Source organism: Pseudoxanthomonas daejeonensis, assembly GCF_010093205.1.
GTDB classification, from domain to species: Bacteria; Pseudomonadota; Gammaproteobacteria; order Xanthomonadales; family Xanthomonadaceae; genus Pseudoxanthomonas; species Pseudoxanthomonas daejeonensis.
This window is the reverse complement of record NZ_PDWN01000010.1, coordinates 44,558-63,146: the sequence shown is the minus strand read 5'-3', so window position 1 is coordinate 63,146 and position 18,589 is coordinate 44,558. Positions and strand designations below refer to the sequence as shown.

14 protein-coding genes, 1 tRNA gene and 1 pseudogene are annotated in these 18,589 nt (G+C 70.0%); 8 read left to right on the top strand and 8 right to left on the bottom strand.

Annotated features, from left to right (window positions below):
* Nucleotides 1-4 precede the first annotated feature (4 nt).
* Both CSC65_RS11185 and CSC65_RS11180 read left to right on the top strand, forming a co-directional pair.
* Nucleotides 5-2,431, top strand: coding sequence for a glycoside hydrolase family 95 protein (locus tag CSC65_RS11185; protein WP_162410656.1), 2,427 nt, complete (start codon nt 5-7; stop codon nt 2,429-2,431).
* 282 nt (nt 2,432-2,713) lie between these two features.
* Nucleotides 2,714-4,144: a sugar porter family MFS transporter gene (locus CSC65_RS11180; protein WP_162410655.1), complete on the top strand. Its 1,431-nt coding sequence runs from the start codon at nt 2,714-2,716 to the stop codon at nt 4,142-4,144.
* A 135-nt stretch (nt 4,145-4,279) separates the two neighbouring features.
* Here the strand turns inward: CSC65_RS11180 and CSC65_RS11175 are convergent.
* Nucleotides 4,280-4,354: transfer RNA gene (locus tag CSC65_RS11175), tRNA-Glu, on the bottom strand.
* Nucleotides 4,355-4,478: 124 nt separating this feature from the next.
* Between CSC65_RS11175 and pcnB the strand changes: the two are divergent.
* From pcnB to pgi, 6 genes and pseudogenes are all read left to right on the top strand, one after another.
* Nucleotides 4,479-5,783 (top strand): annotated as a pseudogene (pcnB, locus tag CSC65_RS11170) (polynucleotide adenylyltransferase PcnB); the annotation flags it as partial.
* A complete protein-coding gene (folK, locus tag CSC65_RS11165; RefSeq protein ID WP_162410654.1) occupies nt 5,780-6,289 on the top strand; it encodes a 2-amino-4-hydroxy-6-hydroxymethyldihydropteridine diphosphokinase in 510 nt (169 codons plus the stop codon). The pseudogene pcnB and the gene folK, both read left to right, overlap by 4 nt.
* Before the next feature lie 139 nt (nt 6,290-6,428).
* Nucleotides 6,429-7,244: a 3-methyl-2-oxobutanoate hydroxymethyltransferase gene (gene panB / locus CSC65_RS11160; protein ID WP_162410653.1), complete on the top strand. Its 816-nt coding sequence runs from the start codon at nt 6,429-6,431 to the stop codon at nt 7,242-7,244.
* A gap of 25 nt (nt 7,245-7,269) precedes the next feature.
* The gene (panC, locus tag CSC65_RS11155; RefSeq protein ID WP_162410652.1) at nt 7,270-8,112 is read left to right on the top strand and encodes a pantoate--beta-alanine ligase; all 843 of its coding nucleotides are present in this window, start codon (nt 7,270-7,272) and stop codon (nt 8,110-8,112) included.
* Nucleotides 8,113-8,269: 157 nt separating this feature from the next.
* Complete coding sequence (gene panD, locus CSC65_RS11150; protein WP_162410651.1) at nt 8,270-8,650, top strand: aspartate 1-decarboxylase; 381 nt, start codon at nt 8,270-8,272, stop codon at nt 8,648-8,650.
* The gene (pgi, locus tag CSC65_RS11145) at nt 8,650-10,164 is read left to right on the top strand and encodes a glucose-6-phosphate isomerase (protein WP_162410650.1); all 1,515 of its coding nucleotides are present in this window, start codon (nt 8,650-8,652) and stop codon (nt 10,162-10,164) included. The genes panD and pgi overlap by 1 nt, the downstream gene beginning before the upstream one ends.
* 84 nt (nt 10,165-10,248) lie before the next feature.
* Here pgi and fdhD read toward each other — a convergent pair whose 3' ends face one another.
* The 7 genes from fdhD to ptsP form a co-directional block, all read right to left on the bottom strand.
* Nucleotides 10,249-11,076: a formate dehydrogenase accessory sulfurtransferase FdhD gene (gene fdhD, locus CSC65_RS11140; protein WP_162410649.1), complete on the bottom strand. Its 828-nt coding sequence runs from the start codon at nt 11,074-11,076 to the stop codon at nt 10,249-10,251.
* Nucleotides 11,060-13,396, bottom strand: coding sequence for an FdhF/YdeP family oxidoreductase (locus tag CSC65_RS11135; RefSeq protein WP_162410648.1), 2,337 nt, complete (start codon nt 13,394-13,396; stop codon nt 11,060-11,062). Before CSC65_RS11135 ends, fdhD begins: the two co-directional genes overlap by 17 nt.
* Nucleotides 13,397-13,480: 84 nt before the next feature.
* Entirely contained in the window at nt 13,481-13,759 is a 279-nt protein-coding gene (locus CSC65_RS11130; RefSeq protein ID WP_162410647.1) for a hypothetical protein, read from the bottom strand.
* 12 nt (nt 13,760-13,771) lie between these two features.
* Nucleotides 13,772-14,575: a carboxylesterase family protein gene (locus CSC65_RS11125; protein WP_162410646.1), complete on the bottom strand. Its 804-nt coding sequence runs from the start codon at nt 14,573-14,575 to the stop codon at nt 13,772-13,774.
* 13 nt (nt 14,576-14,588) lie between these two features.
* Nucleotides 14,589-15,218: a DUF1294 domain-containing protein gene (locus CSC65_RS11120; RefSeq protein ID WP_162410645.1), complete on the bottom strand. Its 630-nt coding sequence runs from the start codon at nt 15,216-15,218 to the stop codon at nt 14,589-14,591.
* A gap of 5 nt (nt 15,219-15,223) precedes the next feature.
* Nucleotides 15,224-16,585 (bottom strand): magnesium transporter, encoded by a 1,362-nt coding sequence (gene mgtE / locus CSC65_RS11115; protein ID WP_162410644.1) that lies wholly within the window; start codon nt 16,583-16,585, stop codon nt 15,224-15,226.
* Between the two features lie 224 nt (nt 16,586-16,809).
* Nucleotides 16,810-18,555, bottom strand: a complete 1,746-nt coding sequence (ptsP, locus tag CSC65_RS11110) for a phosphoenolpyruvate--protein phosphotransferase (protein ID WP_162410643.1) — start codon at nt 18,553-18,555, stop codon at nt 16,810-16,812.
* Nucleotides 18,556-18,589 lie beyond the last annotated feature (34 nt).

Here is an 18,589-nt window from a genome sequence, read left to right as displayed (position 1 = left end):
GCGGATGGACCTGACCCGGCGTGAACTGCTGAAGGCGACGGCGGCCGTTGCCGCTGCCGGAACCGGTGCCCTCGCGGGCGTCGGTTCCGGCGCTGCCATGGCCGCAGGCAGCCCCCGCGGCGCGCAGGCGAGCGCCGCGCAACAGCCCGCCTTCGTGGCGGGCAGCGCCGCCGAGCCGCTGCGGCTGTGGTACCGGCGACCGGCCACGCAATGGGTCGAGGCGCTGCCCTTGGGCAACGGCCGCCTGGGCGCGATGGTCTGGGGCGGCGGCAAGTACGAGCGGCTGCAGCTCAACGAAGACACGCTGTACGCCGGTGGTCCCTACGACCCGACCCCACCGGACGCCCTGGCCGCGTTGCCGGAAGTGCGCCGGCTGCTGTTCGCCGGTCGCTATGCCGAGGCCGAGAAGCTGGCCAACGCGACGATGATGGGCCGGCCGAAGAAACAGATGCCGTACCAGCCGCTGGGCGACCTGCAGCTGGATTTTCTGGAAGTGTCCGACGTCAACGGCTACCGGCGCGAGCTGGACCTGGATCGCGCGCTGGCCACCAGCACGTTCGAGGCACGCGGGTTGCAGCACCTGCGCGAGGTGTTCGTCTCCGCGGTCGACCAGTGCGTGGCGGTCCGGCTGTCAGGCGACAAGAAGGGCCGGATCGGCCTGCGCATCGGCCTGGACTGCGACCACGTGGAATCGGAGGTCGTCGCCGATGGAGACGATGGCCTGCTGTTGCGCGGACGCAACGGCGATGCGTTCGGGATCGAGGGCCGGCTCCGCTTCGCCGCGAGGCTGCGCGTGTTGCCGTCCGGCGGGAAGATGCGCCGCCTGGGCGACCGGATCGAAGTTGCGAGAGCCGACGAGGTTCTGCTGCTGCTCACTGGTGCCACCAGTTTCCGGCGCTTCGACGATATCGGTGGCGATCCCGAAGCGATCACGCGCACGCAGCTCGATGCGGCTGCCGGCAAGTCGTGGCAGCAACTGCTCGACGCGCACGTGGCCGAGCACCAGCGGCTGTTCCATCGCGTGGCGATCGATCTCGGTCGTGCATCCGAAGCGGTCGCGGACCTGCCCACCGACGAACGGGTGGCGCGCTTCGCCGATGGCGGCGACCCGGCCTTGGCTGCGCTGTACCACCAGTTCGGGCGCTACCTGCTGGTCTGCTGTTCGCGGCCCGGCACGCAGCCGGCCAACCTGCAGGGCATCTGGAACGACCTGCTGTCCCCGCCGTGGGAGAGCAAGTACACGATCAACATCAATACCGAGATGAACTACTGGCCCAGCGAGGCCAACGCGCTGGGCGAATGCGTGGAGCCGCTGGAACGGATGGTGTTCGAGCTGGCCGACGCCGGCAGCGATACGGCACGGCGGATGTATGGCGCGCCGGGCTGGGTCGTGCACCACAACACCGACCTGTGGCGGCGGACCGCGCCGATCGACGGGGCCGAGTGGGGCCTGTGGCCGACCGGTGGCGCCTGGCTGCTGCAGCACCTGTGGGACCGCTGGGATTACGGTCGCGAGCCCGGCTACCTGGAAAAGGTCTGGCCGCTGTTCAAGGGCGCGGCCGAGTTCTTCGCCGCCACGCTGGTCGAGGATCCGGCCACCAGGGCGATGGTCACCGCCCCGTCCATCTCGCCGGAGAACGAGCATCCGTTCGGCGCCGCGCTGTGCGCCGGACCGTCGATGGACGCGCAACTGCTGCGCGACCTGTTCGGCCAGTGCATCGAGATCGCCGGCCTGCTCGGCGTGGACGCCGACCTGTCCGCGCGGCTGGCCGCGTTGCGCGAACGCCTGCCTCCGCATCGCATCGGTCGCGCCGGCCAGCTGCAGGAGTGGCAGCAGGACTGGGACATGGACGTGCCGGAGATCCACCACCGCCACGTCTCGCATCTGTACGCGCTGCACCCGTCCAGCCAGATCAATGTGCGCGATACCCCGGAACTGGCCGCCGCCGCGCGCCGCTCGCTGGAGATCCGCGGCGACGAGGCCACCGGCTGGGGCATCGGCTGGCGCCTGAACCTGTGGGCGCGGCTGGGCGATGGCGAACACGCGCACCAGGTGCTGGCGATGCTGCTCAGTCCGGCGCGCACCTATCCGAACCTGTTCGACGCCCACCCGCCATTCCAGATCGACGGCAACTTCGGCGGCACCGCCGGGATCACCGAGATGCTGCTGCAGAGCTGGGGAGGAAGCGTGTTCCTGCTGCCCGCGCTGCCCAAGGCCTGGGCCGAAGGACGCGTCCGCGGGCTGCGCGTGCGGGGTGCGGCGAGCGTGGACCTGGCGTGGACGCAGGGTCGGCTTGGCCAGGCCCGCATCACCAGCGATCGCGGTGGCCGCTACCGCGTCGAACATCGCGGGCAGGCACTCGTGCTGGAACTGGCGGCCGGCCAGTCGGCGATCCTCGAATGGCAGGCGGGCAGGCTGGTCCGTGCGTGATTCGCCGCGCGCGGGCAACCACACGGACGGGTATTGAATGATGCGCTGCGGCATGGCAGATGCGGCTGCAGAACACGTACGACAGCGCTGCCATTGAAGGTAAGCTGTGGCGCGCCGGTGATCGGTGCGGCATCGATGCAAAGGAGGGTCCGTGAGGGCGGACCCGTGTGCGTTGGCGACCCGCCCTGGCGGGTCGGCGGTTGAGCGGTCCGCGTGGCGGACCGTGGGGGAGGGCGTACCGGCCTGCCGGTGCGGAAGACCAATACGACGACAAGGGTTGAAATGAGCAGTCCATCCATCGCCGGCCAGACGGCCGCGCACAGCGGGGAAAACACCCGCTTCATCATCCTGATTGCCTGCGTGGCCACCATCGGCGGCTTCCTGTTCGGCTTCGACAGCGGCGTGATCAACGGTACCGTCGACGGCCTGCAGCAGGCCTTCGGCTCGAGCAAGGCGGCGCTCGGCTTCGAGGTTGCCTCGATGTTGCTGGGCTGCGCGATCGGTGCGTTCTTCGCCGGCCGCCTGGCCGACCGCTGGGGCCGCCGCAGCGTGCTGATCATCTCGGCGGTGCTGTTCCTGCTGTCGGCGATCGGCGCCGGCGCGGCGTCCAGCTCGCTGGTATTCATCGTCGCGCGCGTGCTCGGCGGTTTCGCCGTCGGCGCGGCCAGCGTGATGTCGCCGGCCTACATCGCCGAGGTGGCGCCGGCGCGCTACCGCGGCCGCCTGGCCACGGTGCAGCAGATCGCGATCATCTCCGGCCTGTTCGCCGCCTTCCTGAGCAACTACCTGCTGGCCAAGACCGCCGGCGCCTCCACCGAGGTGCTGTGGGGCGGGCATGCGGCGTGGCGCTGGATGTTCTGGATGATGGCGTTCCCGTCGGCGCTGTTCCTGGTGCTGCTGCTGGTGATCCCGGAGAGCCCGCGCTACCTGGTGGTCAAGCGGCGCAAGGACCAGGCGCTGGCCGTGCTGAGCAAGCTGTACGGCCCGGCCCAGGCCCAGACCACGCTGGCCGAGATCGACGCTTCGCTGTCGGCCGACCACCACCGTCCGCAGCTGTCGGACCTGATCAGCAAGGCCACCGGCAAGATCCGCCCGATCGTGTGGGTGGGCATTGGCCTGGCGACCTTCCAGCAGCTGGTCGGCATCAACGTGGTGTTCTACTACGGCGCGGTGCTGTGGCAGGCGGTGGGCTTCTCCGAAAACGACGCGCTGCTGATCAACGTGCTGTCCGGCGCGCTGAGCATCGGCGCGTGCCTGATCGCCCTGGTGCTGATCGACAAGGTCGGGCGCAAGCCGCTGCTGTGGGTCGGCTCGCTCGGCATGGCGATTTCGCTGGCGCTGGTGACCCTGGCATTCGCCAGCGGTTCGCTGGTCGACGGCCACCTGCAGCTGTCCGATGCGATGGGCATGCTGGCGCTGGTGGCGGCCAACATCTACGTGGTGTTCTTCAACATGTCCTGGGGCCCGGTCATGTGGGTGATGCTGGGCGAGATGTTCCCGAACCAGATCCGCGGCTCGGGCCTGGCGGTGGCCGGCGCGGCGCAGTGGACCTCGAACTTCGCCATCACCATGAGCTTCCCGATCCTGCTGGCCGGCATCGGCCTGGCGGCGACCTACAGCATCTACATGGTCGCGGCGTTCCTGTCGGTGTTCTTCGTCCTGCGCTACGTGCACGAGACCAAGGGCAAGGAACTGGAACAGATGGAGGGCTGAGCCCCGACCCGGCCGGGCGGCGCCTGCCGCCCTGGCCGGACCAGGCAGCCGGGCGCCTTCACCGGCCCGGCCGCTGTCCCGGAAACGAAAAAGCCCCGCGATGCGGGGCTTTTTCATGTCCTTCGCCGGGCCGGATGGCGCTCCCTAGGGGACTCGAACCCCTGTTTTAGCCTTGAGAGGGCCACGTCCTAACCACTAGACGAAGGGAGCGTTGCGGGTGTCGCCGGCGAAGGCGCGCTAGTATATTCACGCGCCCGCCGGACGGCAATCCGGCCGGACCGATCCCGTTCACGGAAGCACGCCCATCAATCCGCATCTCCTCCCGCAGCCCGTCCTGCGCGCCATCCCGCGCGACCAGCACTCCATTTCCCGGCGGGACATCAGTCCCAACGCCCTTCGCGTGCTCTACCGGCTGCGCGAGGCCGGATTCGGCGCCTACCTGGTCGGCGGCGCCGTCCGCGACCTGCTGCTGGGCATGCATCCCAAGGATTTCGACGTGGCCACCGACGCCACGCCCGAGCAGGTCAAGTCGCTGTTCCGCAACTGCCGCCTGATCGGCCGCCGCTTCCGCCTGGCCCACGTGGTCTACGGCCGCGAGATCATCGAGGTCGCCACCTTCCGCGCCAACGTCGACGACGGCAGCGGCGACCGCGAGGTCGAGGACGGGCGCCTGGTCCGCGACAACGTGTACGGCACGATCGAGGACGACGCGGTCCGCCGCGACTTCACCTGCAATGCGCTGTACTACGCGATCGAGGACTTCTCGGTGCGCGACTACACCGGCGGTTTCGAGGACGTGCAGGCGAAGGTCATGCGTTTGATCGGCGATCCGGAAACCCGCTACCGCGAGGATCCGGTGCGCATGCTGCGCGCGATCCGGCTCGCGGCCAAGCTCGACTTCGAGATCGAACCCGGCACCGCGGCGCCGATTCCCGTGCTCGCGCCGCTGCTCGGCGAGGCCGCGCCGGCCCGGCTGTTCGAGGAAATGCTGAAGATGTTCCTGTCCGGGCACGCGGTGGCCAGCTTCGAGCGGCTGGAAGCGCATGGCCTGCTTGGCGCCCTGCTGCCCGAAAGCGCCGCCGCACTGCGTTCGAACCGCACCGGCGCGCTGCGGCGCATGGTCCTGCAGGGGTTGGCCAATACCGACGCGCGCGTGGCCGCCGACGAGCCGGTCTCGCCGGCGTTCCTGTTCGCCCTGCTGCTGTGGCCGGCGTACTGCCGCGCGCTGGCCGGGTTGCAGGCGCAGGGCATGCACGCCGAGGAAGCGCAGCGTCGCGCCGCCGACCGGGTGACCCTGCACCAGGTGCAGACCATCGCGCTGCCCAAGCGCTTCTCGCTGCCGATGCAGGAGATCTGGCTGCTGCAGTCGCGTTTCGGCTCGCGCCAGCGCAAGCGGGTCTTCCGCCTGCTGGCGAACCCGCGCTTCCGCGCCGCGTACGACTTCCTGGTGTTGCGCCAGGCCGCCTCCGACTCGCACGCTGCCGACGTGGAATTCTGGAAGCAGGCCCAGCTCAGCTCCGGCGACGAACTGTCGGCGAACCTCGAAGCGACGGGCGCAGCGGGCGAGGGCGATGACGCCCCCGCGCGCAAGCGCCGCCGTCGCCGTCGTCGCGGTCCGGCCCCCGCCGCGGGCGAATGAGCGCCCCGGTCCACGCCTGCATAGGCCTGGGCGCCAACCTCGGCCGGCCGGAGCTGACCCTGCGCAACGCCGCGGTCGCCCTGGGCGCGCTGCCGCAGAGCCGACTGGTGGCATTTTCGCGTCTGTACCGGACCCCGGCCTGGGGCCAGGTCGACCAGCCCGACTTCGTGAATGCCGCGGCGCTGGTCGAGACCGGCCTTTCCCCCCTGGAGCTGCTGGACGCCCTGCTGGGGATCGAGCGCGAGGCCGGCCGCCAGCGCGATCCGGACGCGCGCTGGGGTCCGCGCGTGCTCGACCTGGACCTGCTGCTCTACGCCGGGCGGATGATCGACGAACCTGGCCTGCGCGTACCGCATCCGCACCTGCACGAGCGAGCCTTCGCCCTGGTGCCGCTGGCGGAGATCGCGCCGGCCGAGCCGTTCCCGGGGCACGGGACGGTCGGCGATGCCTTGCGCGGGGTCGATGCCGCGGGCGTCGAGGCGATCGATGCTTCGGGAACGGACTGATCCGGCGATCGTTCCCGCCATGATCGCGTCCTCGCGCGGGCGGTGGGCGATAATGTCCCGATTGGCGGTCCGTACGCGCTCCGCGCGAATCCCCTGATGAGACCGCACCCGATGAGACTCGCCTGATGAGAGCCGCCCGATGAGCGTCCATGCCGAGCAGAAGCCCTGGACCGTGCCCGCGCTGGCCGAGGCCAAGCGCCAGGGCCGCCGCCTGGCCATGCTGACCGCCTACGACGCCGGTTTCGCCCGGGTCATGGACCGCGAAGGCATCGACCTGGTCCTGGTCGGCGATTCGCTGGGCATGGTGGTCCAGGGCCACGACTCGACCCTGCCGGTGACCGTGGCCGACATGGCCTACCACACCGCCGCGGTGGCGCGGGTGCTGAAGCAGGCCCTGCTGGTATCGGACCTGCCGTTCCAGTCCGACGCGACCCCCGAGCGCGCGCTCGACGCTTCGGTCGTGCTGCTCCAGGCCGGCGCGCAGATGGTCAAGCTGGAGGGTGCCGGGCACAAGCTCGACGTCATCCGCTTCCTGGCCGCGCGCGATATCCCCGTCTGTTCCCACCTGGGACTGACCCCGCAGTCGGTGCTCAAGCTCGGCGGGTTCAGGGTCCAGGGCCGCGAAGCACAGGCGGCCGCGCAACTGCTGGCCGATGCGCAGGCCACCGTCGAGGCGGGTGCATCCCTGCTGGTGCTGGAATGCGTGCCGACGCCGCTGGCGCAGAAGATCACCGCCGCCGTTTCCGTGCCGACAATCGGCATCGGCGCAGGCCCGCACTGCGACGGGCAGGTACTGGTGATGCACGATTTCCTCGGCCTGGACAGCGGCCACCGCCGGCCGCGGTTCGTGAAGGACTTCCTCGCAGAGGGCGGTTCTGTGGCCGGCGCGGTGCGCGCCTATGCCGCAGCGGTCCGCGATGGCAGCTATCCTGACGCCGAACACGCCTACGCCTGATCGCGTCCTTCTTCGAGCACGAGCAATGATCGAGACCATCACCGAACTGGACGCCCTGCGCGAGCGCGTGCGCGGCTGGAAGCGCGAGGGCCTGCGCGTCGGCTTCGTGCCGACCATGGGCAACCTGCATGCCGGCCACTACTCGCTGGTGATGCTCGCGCGGCAGTACGCCGACCGCGTCGTGTCCAGCGTGTTCGTCAATCCGACCCAGTTCGGCCCCAACGAGGACTTCACCCGCTACCCGCGCACCCCCGACGCCGATACGGCTGGACTGGAAGGCGCCGGTTGCGACGTGCTGTGGCTGCCGACGGTCGAGTCGATGTATCCGTTCGGCGTGGAGCTGGCCTCGCGGGTCCGCGTGCCCGGGGTGAGTTCGGTGCTGGAAGGCGAATGCCGGCCGGGGCATTTCGATGGCGTTTGCACGGTGGTCAGCCGCCTGTTCAACCAGGTGCTTCCCGATGTCGCCGCCTTCGGCAAGAAGGACTACCAGCAGCTGGCCGTGATCCGGCAGTTGGTCGCCGACCTGCAGTTCCCGATCGGGATCCTCGGCGGCGGCATCGTCCGCGAGGCCGATGGCCTGGCGATGAGTTCGCGCAACCAGTACCTGGATGCCGACCAGCGTCCGCGCGCGGCGACGATCCATCGCGTGCTGCGCGACATGCGCGATGCGTGCCTGGCCGGTGCACCGCGTACGGTGGTTGAAGCGCAGGCCGGCGCGCAGCTGCGCGACGCCGGCTTCGTGGTCGACTACGCCGCGTTGCGCCTGCCCGACCTGGCTGAGCCGGTCGATGGCATGCACGGTCCGCGCGTGGCCCTGGTCGCCGCCCGGTTGGGCACGACGCGCCTGATCGACAACATCGAATTCTGATTCCGCATGGCGGGCGGCGGTGCGGCCCGTGCCGCCCGATGCGCGCCACCGTTTCGCGTGCAACGGCCAAGCGCCGCGCATGCGCCTCCGCACGGCGTTTCCGTCGCATCGACGGCGCCTGCATTGCTACCATCCACGACGAAGAGTTGAAGACCCGATGCACCTGACCCTGCTCAAAGCCAAGATCCACCGCGCCACCGTCACCCACTCGGAACTGAATTACGAGGGTTCCGTGGCGATCGACGGCCTGCTGCTCGACGCGACCGGCATCCGCGAATTCGAGCAGGTGCACGTGTGGGACGTCACCAACGGAAGCCGCTTCACCACCTACGCCATCCGTGCCGACGAGGGCAGCGGGATCATCTCGCTCAACGGCGGCGCCGCGCGCCACGTGCAGGTGGGCGACCTGGTGATCATCGCCGCGTTCGCGCAACTGGGTGCGGATGAAGCGGCGACCTTCCAGCCGGACCTGGTCTACGTGGACGCCGGCAATCGCATCACCCACACCAACCATTCGATCCCCAAGCAGGCCGCCTGATGACCGTTTCCGCTCCTGGTTTCCAGCTTCTCCAGTCCCATGCCGCGCGCCTGTCCGGCGCCAGTATTGCCGGGCTGCTGGACAGCGAGCCGGAGCGGATCGGCACGCAGGCACTGCAGGTCGGCCCGCTGTACGCGACCTTCGCCCGCCAGCGCTACGACGCGCAGGCCTGGGAAGCGCTGCTGCAGCTGGGTCGCGAGCACGACCTGGCTGGCGCATTCCGGCGCCTGTTCGACGGCGAGAAGATCAACGTCACCGAAGGCCGCGCGGTCCTGCACACGGCACTGCGCAGCGACGTGTCGACGGCGCCGGCCGCGCGGGAGGCCTTCCGCACCGCGGGCGAAGTACGCCAGCGCATGCGTGGACTCGTCGAGGCACTCGAGGCGACCGACGTCACCGACATCGTCAGCGTCGGCATCGGGGGTTCGGACCTGGGGCCGCGGCTGGTGGTCGATGCGTTGCGCGGCCCGTTGCCGGGCCGCTTCCGCGTGCACTTCATCTCCAATGTCGATGGCGCCGCCGCGCAGCGCGTGCTGGCGCCACTGGACCCCAGGCGCACCGCCGCGGTCTTCATCTCCAAGACGTTCGGTACGCAGGAAACGCTGCTCAATGGCGCGATCGTCCGCGACTGGCTCGGTGGCAGCGAACGCATCTACGCGGTGAGCGCCAATCCCGAACGCGCCGCGGCCGCGTTCGATATCGCCGCCGAACGCGTGCTGCCGATGTGGGACTGGGTGGGTGGGCGTTACTCGCTGTGGTCGGCGGTCGGTTTCCCGATCGCGTTGGCGATCGGTTTCAAGTGCTTCGAGCAGCTGCTGGAGGGCGCCGCGCAGTTCGACCGTCATGCGCTCGAGGCACCGCTGGAGTCCAACCTGGCCGTGCGCCATGGCCTGGCCGCGGTGTGGAACCGCAATGCATTGGGCCTGGCGTCGCATGCGGTGATGACCTACGACCAGCGCCTGGCGCTGCTGCCGGCGTACCTGCAGCAGCTGGTGATGGAATCGCTGGGCAAGCGCGTGCAGCTGGATGGCGGCCCGGTCGCCGCCGATACCGTGCCGGTGTGGTGGGGCGGGGCGGGCACCGACGTGCAGCACAGCTTCTTCCAGGCCCTGCACCAGGGCACCGGGATCGTGCCTGCCGATTTTATCGGCACGGTGCATAACGACGATCCCTACGCCGCCAACCACGAGGCGTTGCTGTCCAACCTGCTGGCGCAGACCGAAGCGCTGGCCAACGGCCAGGCCAGCGATGATCCGCATCGCGCCTATCCGGGCGGGCGGCCGAGCACCACGATCCTGCTCGATGCGCTGACCCCGCAGTCGCTGGGCGCGTTGCTGGCAATGTACGAGCACAGCGTTTACGTGCAGTCGGTGGTGTGGGGCATCAACGCGTTCGACCAGTTCGGCGTGGAGCTGGGCAAGCAGGTCGCCAGTACGCTGCTGCCGGCGCTGCGTGGGGAATCAAAGGCCTCCGATCCGGTCACCGCGGAACTGATCCAGCGCCTGCGGGGTTGATCTGGCGCCATCGTCGCGGTTTCCCCGCGGCGATGGAGCAGGTCGTGCAGGCGTCACCGGCCAGGGCTCGCCGGGACGGGCGGCTCAGACATCCAGCCGCTGCGGATGGCTGTAGATGACCTGGCGTCCAGGGCGCACGAAGCCCGCAAGTGTCAGCCCGCAGGCGCGGGCCAGGTCCACGGCCAACGCGGTGGGTGCCGATACCGCCGCCAGTACGCCCACGCCCAGCCGCGCGGCCTTGGTGACCATTTCGTAACTGGCCCGGCTGCTGACCAGGACGAAGCCTGCGCGCAGGTCCACGCCTTCGCGCACCAGCGAGCCGAGCAGTTTGTCGAGCGCGTTGTGGCGACCCACGTCCTCGCGCACGCGCAGGATCCGTCCGTCGGTCGAGGCCCATGCCGCCGCGTGCATTGCGCCGGTGCTCGCGTTGAGCGGCTGGAAGTCTTCCAGCGCCATGCAGGCGCGCTGCAGCGCGTCGCTGTCGAGCAGGGGGCCGTCGGACACCCGGGCCGGGACCTGCAGCACTTCTTCGAGCCGGCGGCTTCCGCACAGTCCGCAGCCGCTGCGGCCGGGCAGCAGGCGTGCATCGCCCGGTTCCGGCGGCGAGGCCGACGGCGCGTCGATGTCGACGACGAAGCCCTCCAGCCGCGCCTGCACGTCAACGCCATCGATCCGATCGGCGCCGTCGACGCGGCCCTCGCTCAGCGAGAAGCCCCACGCGAAATCCTCGAGGTCGACCGGCGTGGCCATCATCACGGCGAACGGTTCGCCGTTGTAGCGCACTTCCACCGGCGCTTCCTCTGCGAGCCAGTCTTCTGCGCGCCCGTCCGTGGTGCGCCCGCCGTCGTCCCCGCCGTGGACGGTGACCGTGCGCCGCCCGCGGCCGGCTTGCGGGTCAGGCGGCATCGTCATGCCTGTCCACGGATGCCGACAGGCGCACCGGCACCGACTTGTAGCCGGGCGTCCCGGAGCGCGGATCGTGGTCGTCCAGACCGATGAGCGTGTTGCCCTCGGGGTAGTACATCGCCACCGAGCCGCGTGCGATGTCGAAAGCCACGGCCTTCAGGCGGCGGATGACGCGCCCGGTCGGCAGCCCGTCTTCGCGATGTGCTTCGACGTCGACGTATGCATCCGCGGCCAGGCCCAGCGCGGCAAGGTCGGCGGGGTTCACGAACAGCACGTCGCGCCCGCCCTTGATCCCGCGATAGCGGTCGTCGAGGCCGTAGATGGTGGTGTTGTACTGGTCGTGCGAGCGCACCGTGGCGAGGGTGAGCAGGTCGGGACCGCTCGCGGGGTCCTCGTCCAGGCCCGGCGCGACCAGGAACCGCGCCTTGCCGTCGGGCGTGTTCCAGCGCCGCAGCGCCGCGGCGTTCTCCAGGTGGAAACCACCCGGCTCGCGGATCTTCGTGTTGTAGCCGGCGAAGATCGGAAACACCGACTCGATGCCGTCGCGGATCCGGTCGTAGTCGGCGACCATGCCCTCCCAGTCGACCTTCGACGCCGGCAGCGTGGCCCGCGCCAGCATGGCCACGATGGCCGGCTCCGAGCGCAACTGCGGCGAGGCCGGTTTGAGCCGGCCCTGCGAGGCATGCACCATCGACATCGAATCCTCCACCGTCACCGATTGCGGGCCCGAGGCCTGCACGTCCAGCTCGGTGCGGCCCAGGCAGGGCAGCAGGAACATCTGCCTGGCCGGGATCAGGTGCGAGCGATTGGTCTTGGTCGCGATGTGCACTGCAAGATCGAGCGTGCGCAGCGCGGCGAAGGTGGCCTGCGGATCGGGCATGGCGACGGCCAGGTTGCCGCCAAGGCTGAGCAGTGCCTTGGAGCGGCCTCCAGCGATCGCCTTGATTGCCGCGACCGCATCGTGGCCATGCGCGGCCGGCGGCTCGAATCCGTAGGTGCGGCGGATGCCATCCAGCAGCGCGGCATCGGGTTTCTCGGTAATGCCGACCGTGCGGTCGCCCTGCACGTTGGAATGGCCACGCAGCGGGCAGATGCCGGCGCCGGGTCGGCCGATATTGCCGCGCAACAGCAGCAGGTTCATCAGCTGCTGCACGTTCTGCGTGCCGTGGCGATGCTGGGTGATGCCCATCCCGTAACAGAGGATCACGCGTTCGGCCTTGGCGTAGATCCCTGCGGCGGCAGCGATCTCTTCGCGGGTCAGTCCCGACTTGCGCTCGATGCTCGACCACGAGGTCGCAGACAGGTCGTCTGCAAGGGCCTGGAATCCGCGCGTGTGCTCTTCGATGAAGGCGCGGTCCAGCAGTCCTTCGCCGCCCGCCGCCAGGTCGTCCGCGTCGGCGTCCAGCAGCCACTTCATCATGCCCTTGAGCACGGCCACGTCGCCGCCGATGCGCGGCTTGAAATAGGTCGAGGCGATCCGCACCGAACGCCCGGTCAGCATCTCCGCGGGATCCTGCGGCGAGGTGAAGCGTTCCAGGCCGCGCTCGGGCATGGGGTTGAGGACCACGATCGGCGCGCCGCGCAGCGACACTTCGCGCAGCGTTGAGAGCATGCGCGGATGGTTGGTGCCCGGGTTGTGGCCGATGCAGAACACCGCGTCGGCGTGTTCGAAATCCTCGAGCTGCACGGTCCCCTTGCCGACGCCGATCGCTTCGGGCAAGCCGACGCTGCTGGCCTCGTGGCACATGTTCGAGCAGTCGGGGAAGTTGTTGCAGCCGTACTCGCGCACGAACAGCTGGTACAGGAAGGCAGCCTCGTTGGAGGCGCGGCCGGAGGTGTAGAACTCGGCCATCGCCGGGTCGGGCAGGGCGCGCAGCGCAGTACCAATGCGCGTGGCCGCCTCTTCCCAGGACACCGGCACGTACCGGTCCTGCATGGGGTCGTAGGCCATCGGGTGGGTGATGCGGCCGGCGTCTTCCAGCGCGTGGTCGTTCCACTCCCACATCTCGGCCAGGGTGTGCGCGGCGAAGAACTCCGGCGTCGCCCGTTTCGAGGTCGCCTCCCACGACACCGCCTTGGCGCCGTTCTCGCAGAACTCGAAGGAAGAGGTATGGCGCGGATCGGGCCAGGCACAGCCGGGGCAATCGAACCCGGCCGGCTGGTTCACCCGCGGCAGCGCTTCGGCCGAGCGCGCCACCGCCATCTGCCCGCGGATCGCGCGGGCCACGGCGCGCAGCGAACCCCAGCCCCCGGCAGGCGTGTCGTCCGGTTCGAAGGATGCTTCGCCCGATGCACCGTGCGCGGATTCGTCGGAAGGCTTGCCCATGGTGCCGGCCTCGCGTTATCGAAGGTCAATCATAGGCGCGTCGCGCGATGGCGGGGGCCGGTTCCGCGCGCCGCAGCCTCCGGATCAGCGCTCGCGATCCGGACGGTCCAGGTAGGCCTGCAGCAAGGCCAGTTGCTCCTGCGCTTCGGCATGCCCGGCCGCGGCCGCGGCGCGGACCTGCGCCAGGTCCGGATGGCGGACCACCAGCATGATGTCCTCGCAGCGCGGGCACAGGTACTCGCTGAAGTCCTCGTGCGGCTCCAGGGTCATGTCGCGGCTGTCCCCGCGCCATTCGCAGGCGGCGCACTCGACCGTACGCGTGCGCCAGCCGGGCTGGAAGTAGTCGTTGACCAGTTCGGACATCGTCGGATTCCTTCAGCGCAGGCGCTGGTCGAAAAGCCAGTCCCACATCGCGGGATCGGAGTAGGTCGCGTCCCAGGCGTTGTGGTTGCCCGCGGGGTACTCGGTGTAGCGGAAGTCGGCACCCACCGCGCGCGCGGCCTCGAACAGGCGGCGGTCGTCGGTGGGTGGCACCAGGTCATCCAGCGCGCCATGGAAGATCCAGGCCGGCACCTGCTCCAGGCGCGTGGCCAGCGCGGTGTATGGATCGGCCTCGTTGGCCACGGCGGTCACGAACAGCGTCGGTCGCGCCTCGCGCGGGATCCGCACGCCTCCACAGACCGGCACCAGTGCGGCGAAGCGGTCCGGTGCCAGCAGGGCGACTTCCCAGACGCCGTAGCCACCCATCGACATGCCCGTGGCGTAGGTGCGGAGCGGATCGCCATTGAACTCGCTGCTGGCCGCGTCCAGCGTGGCCAGCGCCATGCGCGCGTTCGCGCCCATCCACTCTTCGTTCCCGGGCACCTGCGGGAATACCACCAGTGCGGGAAACGAACCGGCCTGGCCACGGATCCAGTTGCCCAGCCCGGCGGTGGTCTGGGCGTGGCCGTCGCGGCCGCGTTCGCCCGAACCATGCAGGAAAAGCACCACCGGCAGCGGCCGTGCTTCCGTGGCGGCGGGAACGAAGACGGCATAGCGGTAGCTGCGGCCGTCGTGGACGAGCTCGCGCTGCACGAAGCGCCCGCCCTCGGGCGGTGAATCCGGCCGCGGCTGGCAGGCCAGGGTCAGCATGGAGAGCAGCACGAGAGCCACCAGGCGCAGGGCAGGGCATGGACGCATCGCATCGCCGGTTTCAGTGCAGAGGCGACAGCATAGTCGCCCATGGTTGCGGCCAGTCGAGTATCCAGGCCCAGGTGAGCATCAGGTTCAGCAACACCATCCACCAGAACGCGACGCGATAGGAATGCTTGCGCGTCTTGTGGCGCAGTGCGCGCTGGGCAAGCAGCGCGCCAGGCCAGCCGCCGGCCAGTTCCAGCAGGTGCAGGGTCGCTTCAGGCGTGCGTCGCCTTCCGCGCTGCGCGGCATGCTTGTCGAGCGCGTAGGCGATCCAGGTCACGCAGCACAGCCCGAACAGCAGCATCGCCGCCAGCGCTGGCAGGCGTTGTGCGTGGACGGCCCAGGCCAGGCCCGCCAGGTGTGCAGCCAGGAGCAGCCAGCCGGGCCATGCGCGCGCGGGAGATGGCGCACGTGCGGGAGGCGGGGACTTCGGCGCGACGGCCCGGCGCACGCTGCTTGCCCGCCAGCGTCCATCGGCCTGTCGTTGCGCAATGAATTTCACCAGTTCGCCGGTTTCGGGACGGCGCCCGTCCTGGCGGTAATCGCGCACGTGGAAGAAGGCGCGCGGCTGCCCGGCATCGAGCGGCTGGACGAAACCGTAGCCGCGCTCCTCGTTCCAGTCCACGACTTTGCCCAGGATCTCCATGGGGCTCAGTGCAGCAGGATCAGCGTGGCCAGGCCGAGGAAGCAGAAGAAGCCCATCACGTCGGTGACCGCGGTCACCACCACCGTACCGGCCACGGCCGGATCGATGTTCATCCGCTTGAGCAGCAGCGGCAGCAGCACGCCGGCGGTGGCGGCGGCGCAGAAATTCAGCACCAGCGCCATCGCGATCACCAGCGACAGCAGCGGGCTGCGGAACCAGAAGAAGGCGATCACGCCGACGATGCCGCCGATCAGCACGCCATTGATCAGCGCCACCCGGATCTCCTTCCACCACAGGATCCGGGCATTGCTGGCGCCGACCTGGCCCAGCGCCAGGCCACGCACCATCAGGGTCAGCACCTGCACCGCGGCATTGCCACCGATGCCGGCCACGATCGGCATCAGCACGGCCAGGGCGACGATCTTCTGCAGCGTCACCTCGTACTGGCCGATCACGCTGGCCGCCAGGAACGCGGTGAACAGGTTGATCCCCAGCCAGACCACGCGGCCGCGCACGGCGCGCTTCACCGGCGAGAACAGGTCTTCGTCCTCGTCCAGGCCGGCCGCGCCCATGGCCTGGTGCTCGGCCTGTTCGCGGATGATGTCGACCACGTCATCGATGGTGATACGACCGAGCAGGATGTTGTTGTCGTCCACCACCGGTGCGGAGACCCAGTCGTGGTCGGAGAACTGGCGCGCCACTTCCTGCGAGCTCTCGCCCACGTCGATGGCCGGCTGCTCGTCGTCGATCAGGCGGTTGATCGGGGTGGAATCCTCGTGCGTGACCAGCGACGCCAGCGAGACGCGGCCCAGGTACTGGTGGCGGCGGCTGACCACGTACAGGTGGTCGGTGTGGTCGGGCAGCTCGCCGCGCAGGCGCAGGTAGCGCAGGACAACGTCGACGTTGACGTCGGCGCGCACGGTGACCACGTCCGGGTTCATCAGTCGGCCGGCGCTGTCCTCCGGGTACGACAGCACCTGCTCGAGCCGCTCGCGGTTCTCGCGGTCCATCGACTTGAGGACTTCGTCGATGACCGTGTCCGGCAGGTCCTCGACCAGGTCGGCGAGGTCGTCGATGTCCAGGTCTTCGACCGCGGCGACCAGTTCGTCCGGGTCCATGTCCGCGATCAGGCTTTCGCGCACCTCGTCGCCGACGTGCAGCAGCACCTCGCCGTCGTCTTCGGCATCGACCAGGCCCCACACCACCTCGCGCTTGCCCGGCGGCAAGGACTCGAGCAGGTTGCCGATCTCGGCCGGCGCAAGGGTGTTGACGAGCCGCCGAACCGGCCCGAGCCGACCGCTGTCCAGCGCATCGGACAGCAGGCGCAGCTGGCGCGCGGTCTTGTCGTGGCGGACGGCTTCGGCCATGCGCGGCTCCGGTGGCGGGCAGGTGCCGCGGCAGAGGCGCGCGGCGGGTCAGGCGTTCATCGCGGCATTATCGCCCGCCCGTCTTGCATTGGTATACACCGGCGGACTCATGCGCCTGCCCGGCGAGGCATTCACGGGAGACCGGGGCGGGCCGGAGCGCAGATTCCAGGCCCGGACCGCCGCACGCGCCCCGGCCCGTCCACTGCCGGTCCGCCAACGGACGCCTAGGGTGCCGAGGCCGCCTGCAGCCAGCGTTCGATCGCGCCGCGGTCGCGCGCTTCGAGCAGCTTGCCTGCGCGCGCACGCAGGTCGGCATGCCGGCAGTCGCGGATCGTGCGCCGCAGTTCCAGCAGGTGGGACGGATGCAGGCTGAACTCCTTGAGCCCGAGCGCGAGCAGCAACGGCGCCAGTCGCGAATCGCCCGCCATTTCGCCGCAGACCGCCACCGGCGTCCCGGTCGCTTCGCCGGCGCCGATGACGTGCGCGAGCAGGCGGAGCACGCCAGGATGCAGGGGCGAGTAGAGGTCGCCCAGGGCATCGTTGTTGCGGTCCACGGCCAACAGGTACTGGACCAGGTCATTGGTGCCGACCGACATGAAATCGACGACGTCGGTCAGGCCGTACACGCCGATCGCCGCGGCGGGCACTTCGATCATCGCGCCGAGGGGAAGCATCTCCACCGCCACGCCGCGCCGTTTCACCACGGCGACCGCGCGTCGCAGCCGGCGGCGGACCAGCAGCACTTCCTCGCGGCAGCTGACCATGGGCACGAGCACGCGGACCGGGCCATACGCGGCGGCGCGCACGATGGCGCGCAGCTGGGTGTCGAACACGCGGTCGTACAGCAAAGACAGGCGCACGCCGCGCACGCCCAGCGCGGGGTTGTCCTCGTTCTCCAGGGCCAGCCCGGTGCGGTCGGCCTTGTCGGCGCCCAGGTCCAGGGTCCGGAACGTGACCGGCCGGCCGCTCATGCCCAGCACCGCGTCGCGGTAGACCTGGAACTGCTCGTCCTCGTCGGGCAGCTCGGTGCGCTGCAGGAACAGGAACTCGGTGCGGAACAGGCCGACGCCGGCTGCCCCCAGTGCGTGCGCGCGGGCGACGTCTTCGCGCGACTCGGCATTGGCGTGCAACGCGACGTCGACGCCGTCGATGGTCCGGGTCGGCTTGCGGCGCAGGCGTTCCAGGTCGCGCCGTTCGCGCGCGTCCTGCTGCTCGCGCTGGTGGTAGCGGCGCAGGTCGGCGGCGTCGGGGTCGATCACGACCTCGCCGGTCTCGCCATCCACCATCACCACTTCGCCATCGTTGACCCGCTGCAGGGTCTCGGCGGCGCCGACCACCAGCGGCAGGTGCAGGCTGCGCGCCAGGATCGCGCTGTGCGAGAGCGGGCTGCCGGCCGCGGAAACGATCGCGACCACGCCCTGGGCCTGCAGCTGGGCCAGCTCCGACGGGGCTACGTTGTCGCAGACCAGCACTTCGCCGGCGGTGCCGCGTGGCAACGGCTCGCGGCGGTGCAGGTGCGCGTTGATCCGGCCGATGATGTGGTCCAGGTCGTCGAGCCGGCTGCGCAGGTACGGATCGTCCATCCGCTCGAACACCGCGGCCAGGCGGTCGCGCTGGGCACGCAGCGCGTAGCCGGCGGAATAGCGTTCCTGGCGGATCAGGCCCTCGAGTGCGTTGACCAGTTCAGGGTCGTCGAGCAGCAGTGCATGCAGGTCGATGAACTCGATCGCTTCCTTCGACAGTGCGCCCTGCAGCTTCTCGCGCAGTGCGCGCATCTCCGTGCGCGCGGCTTCGATCGCCGCCTGCAGGCGCGCGACCTCGGCTTCGATCCCGGAGGCGCGGACGTGCTGCTCGCCGATCTCCAGCGCATGCGGCAGGCGGACGCGGGCGCGCCCCAGGGCCAGGCCCCGGGAAGCGCCGTGGCCGGCGAAGGCGTGCCTCACCGGTGGACCACCGGAAGCGCCGCGCATGCGCGCGTGGCGGCAGGACGCAGCCGAGCGTGAC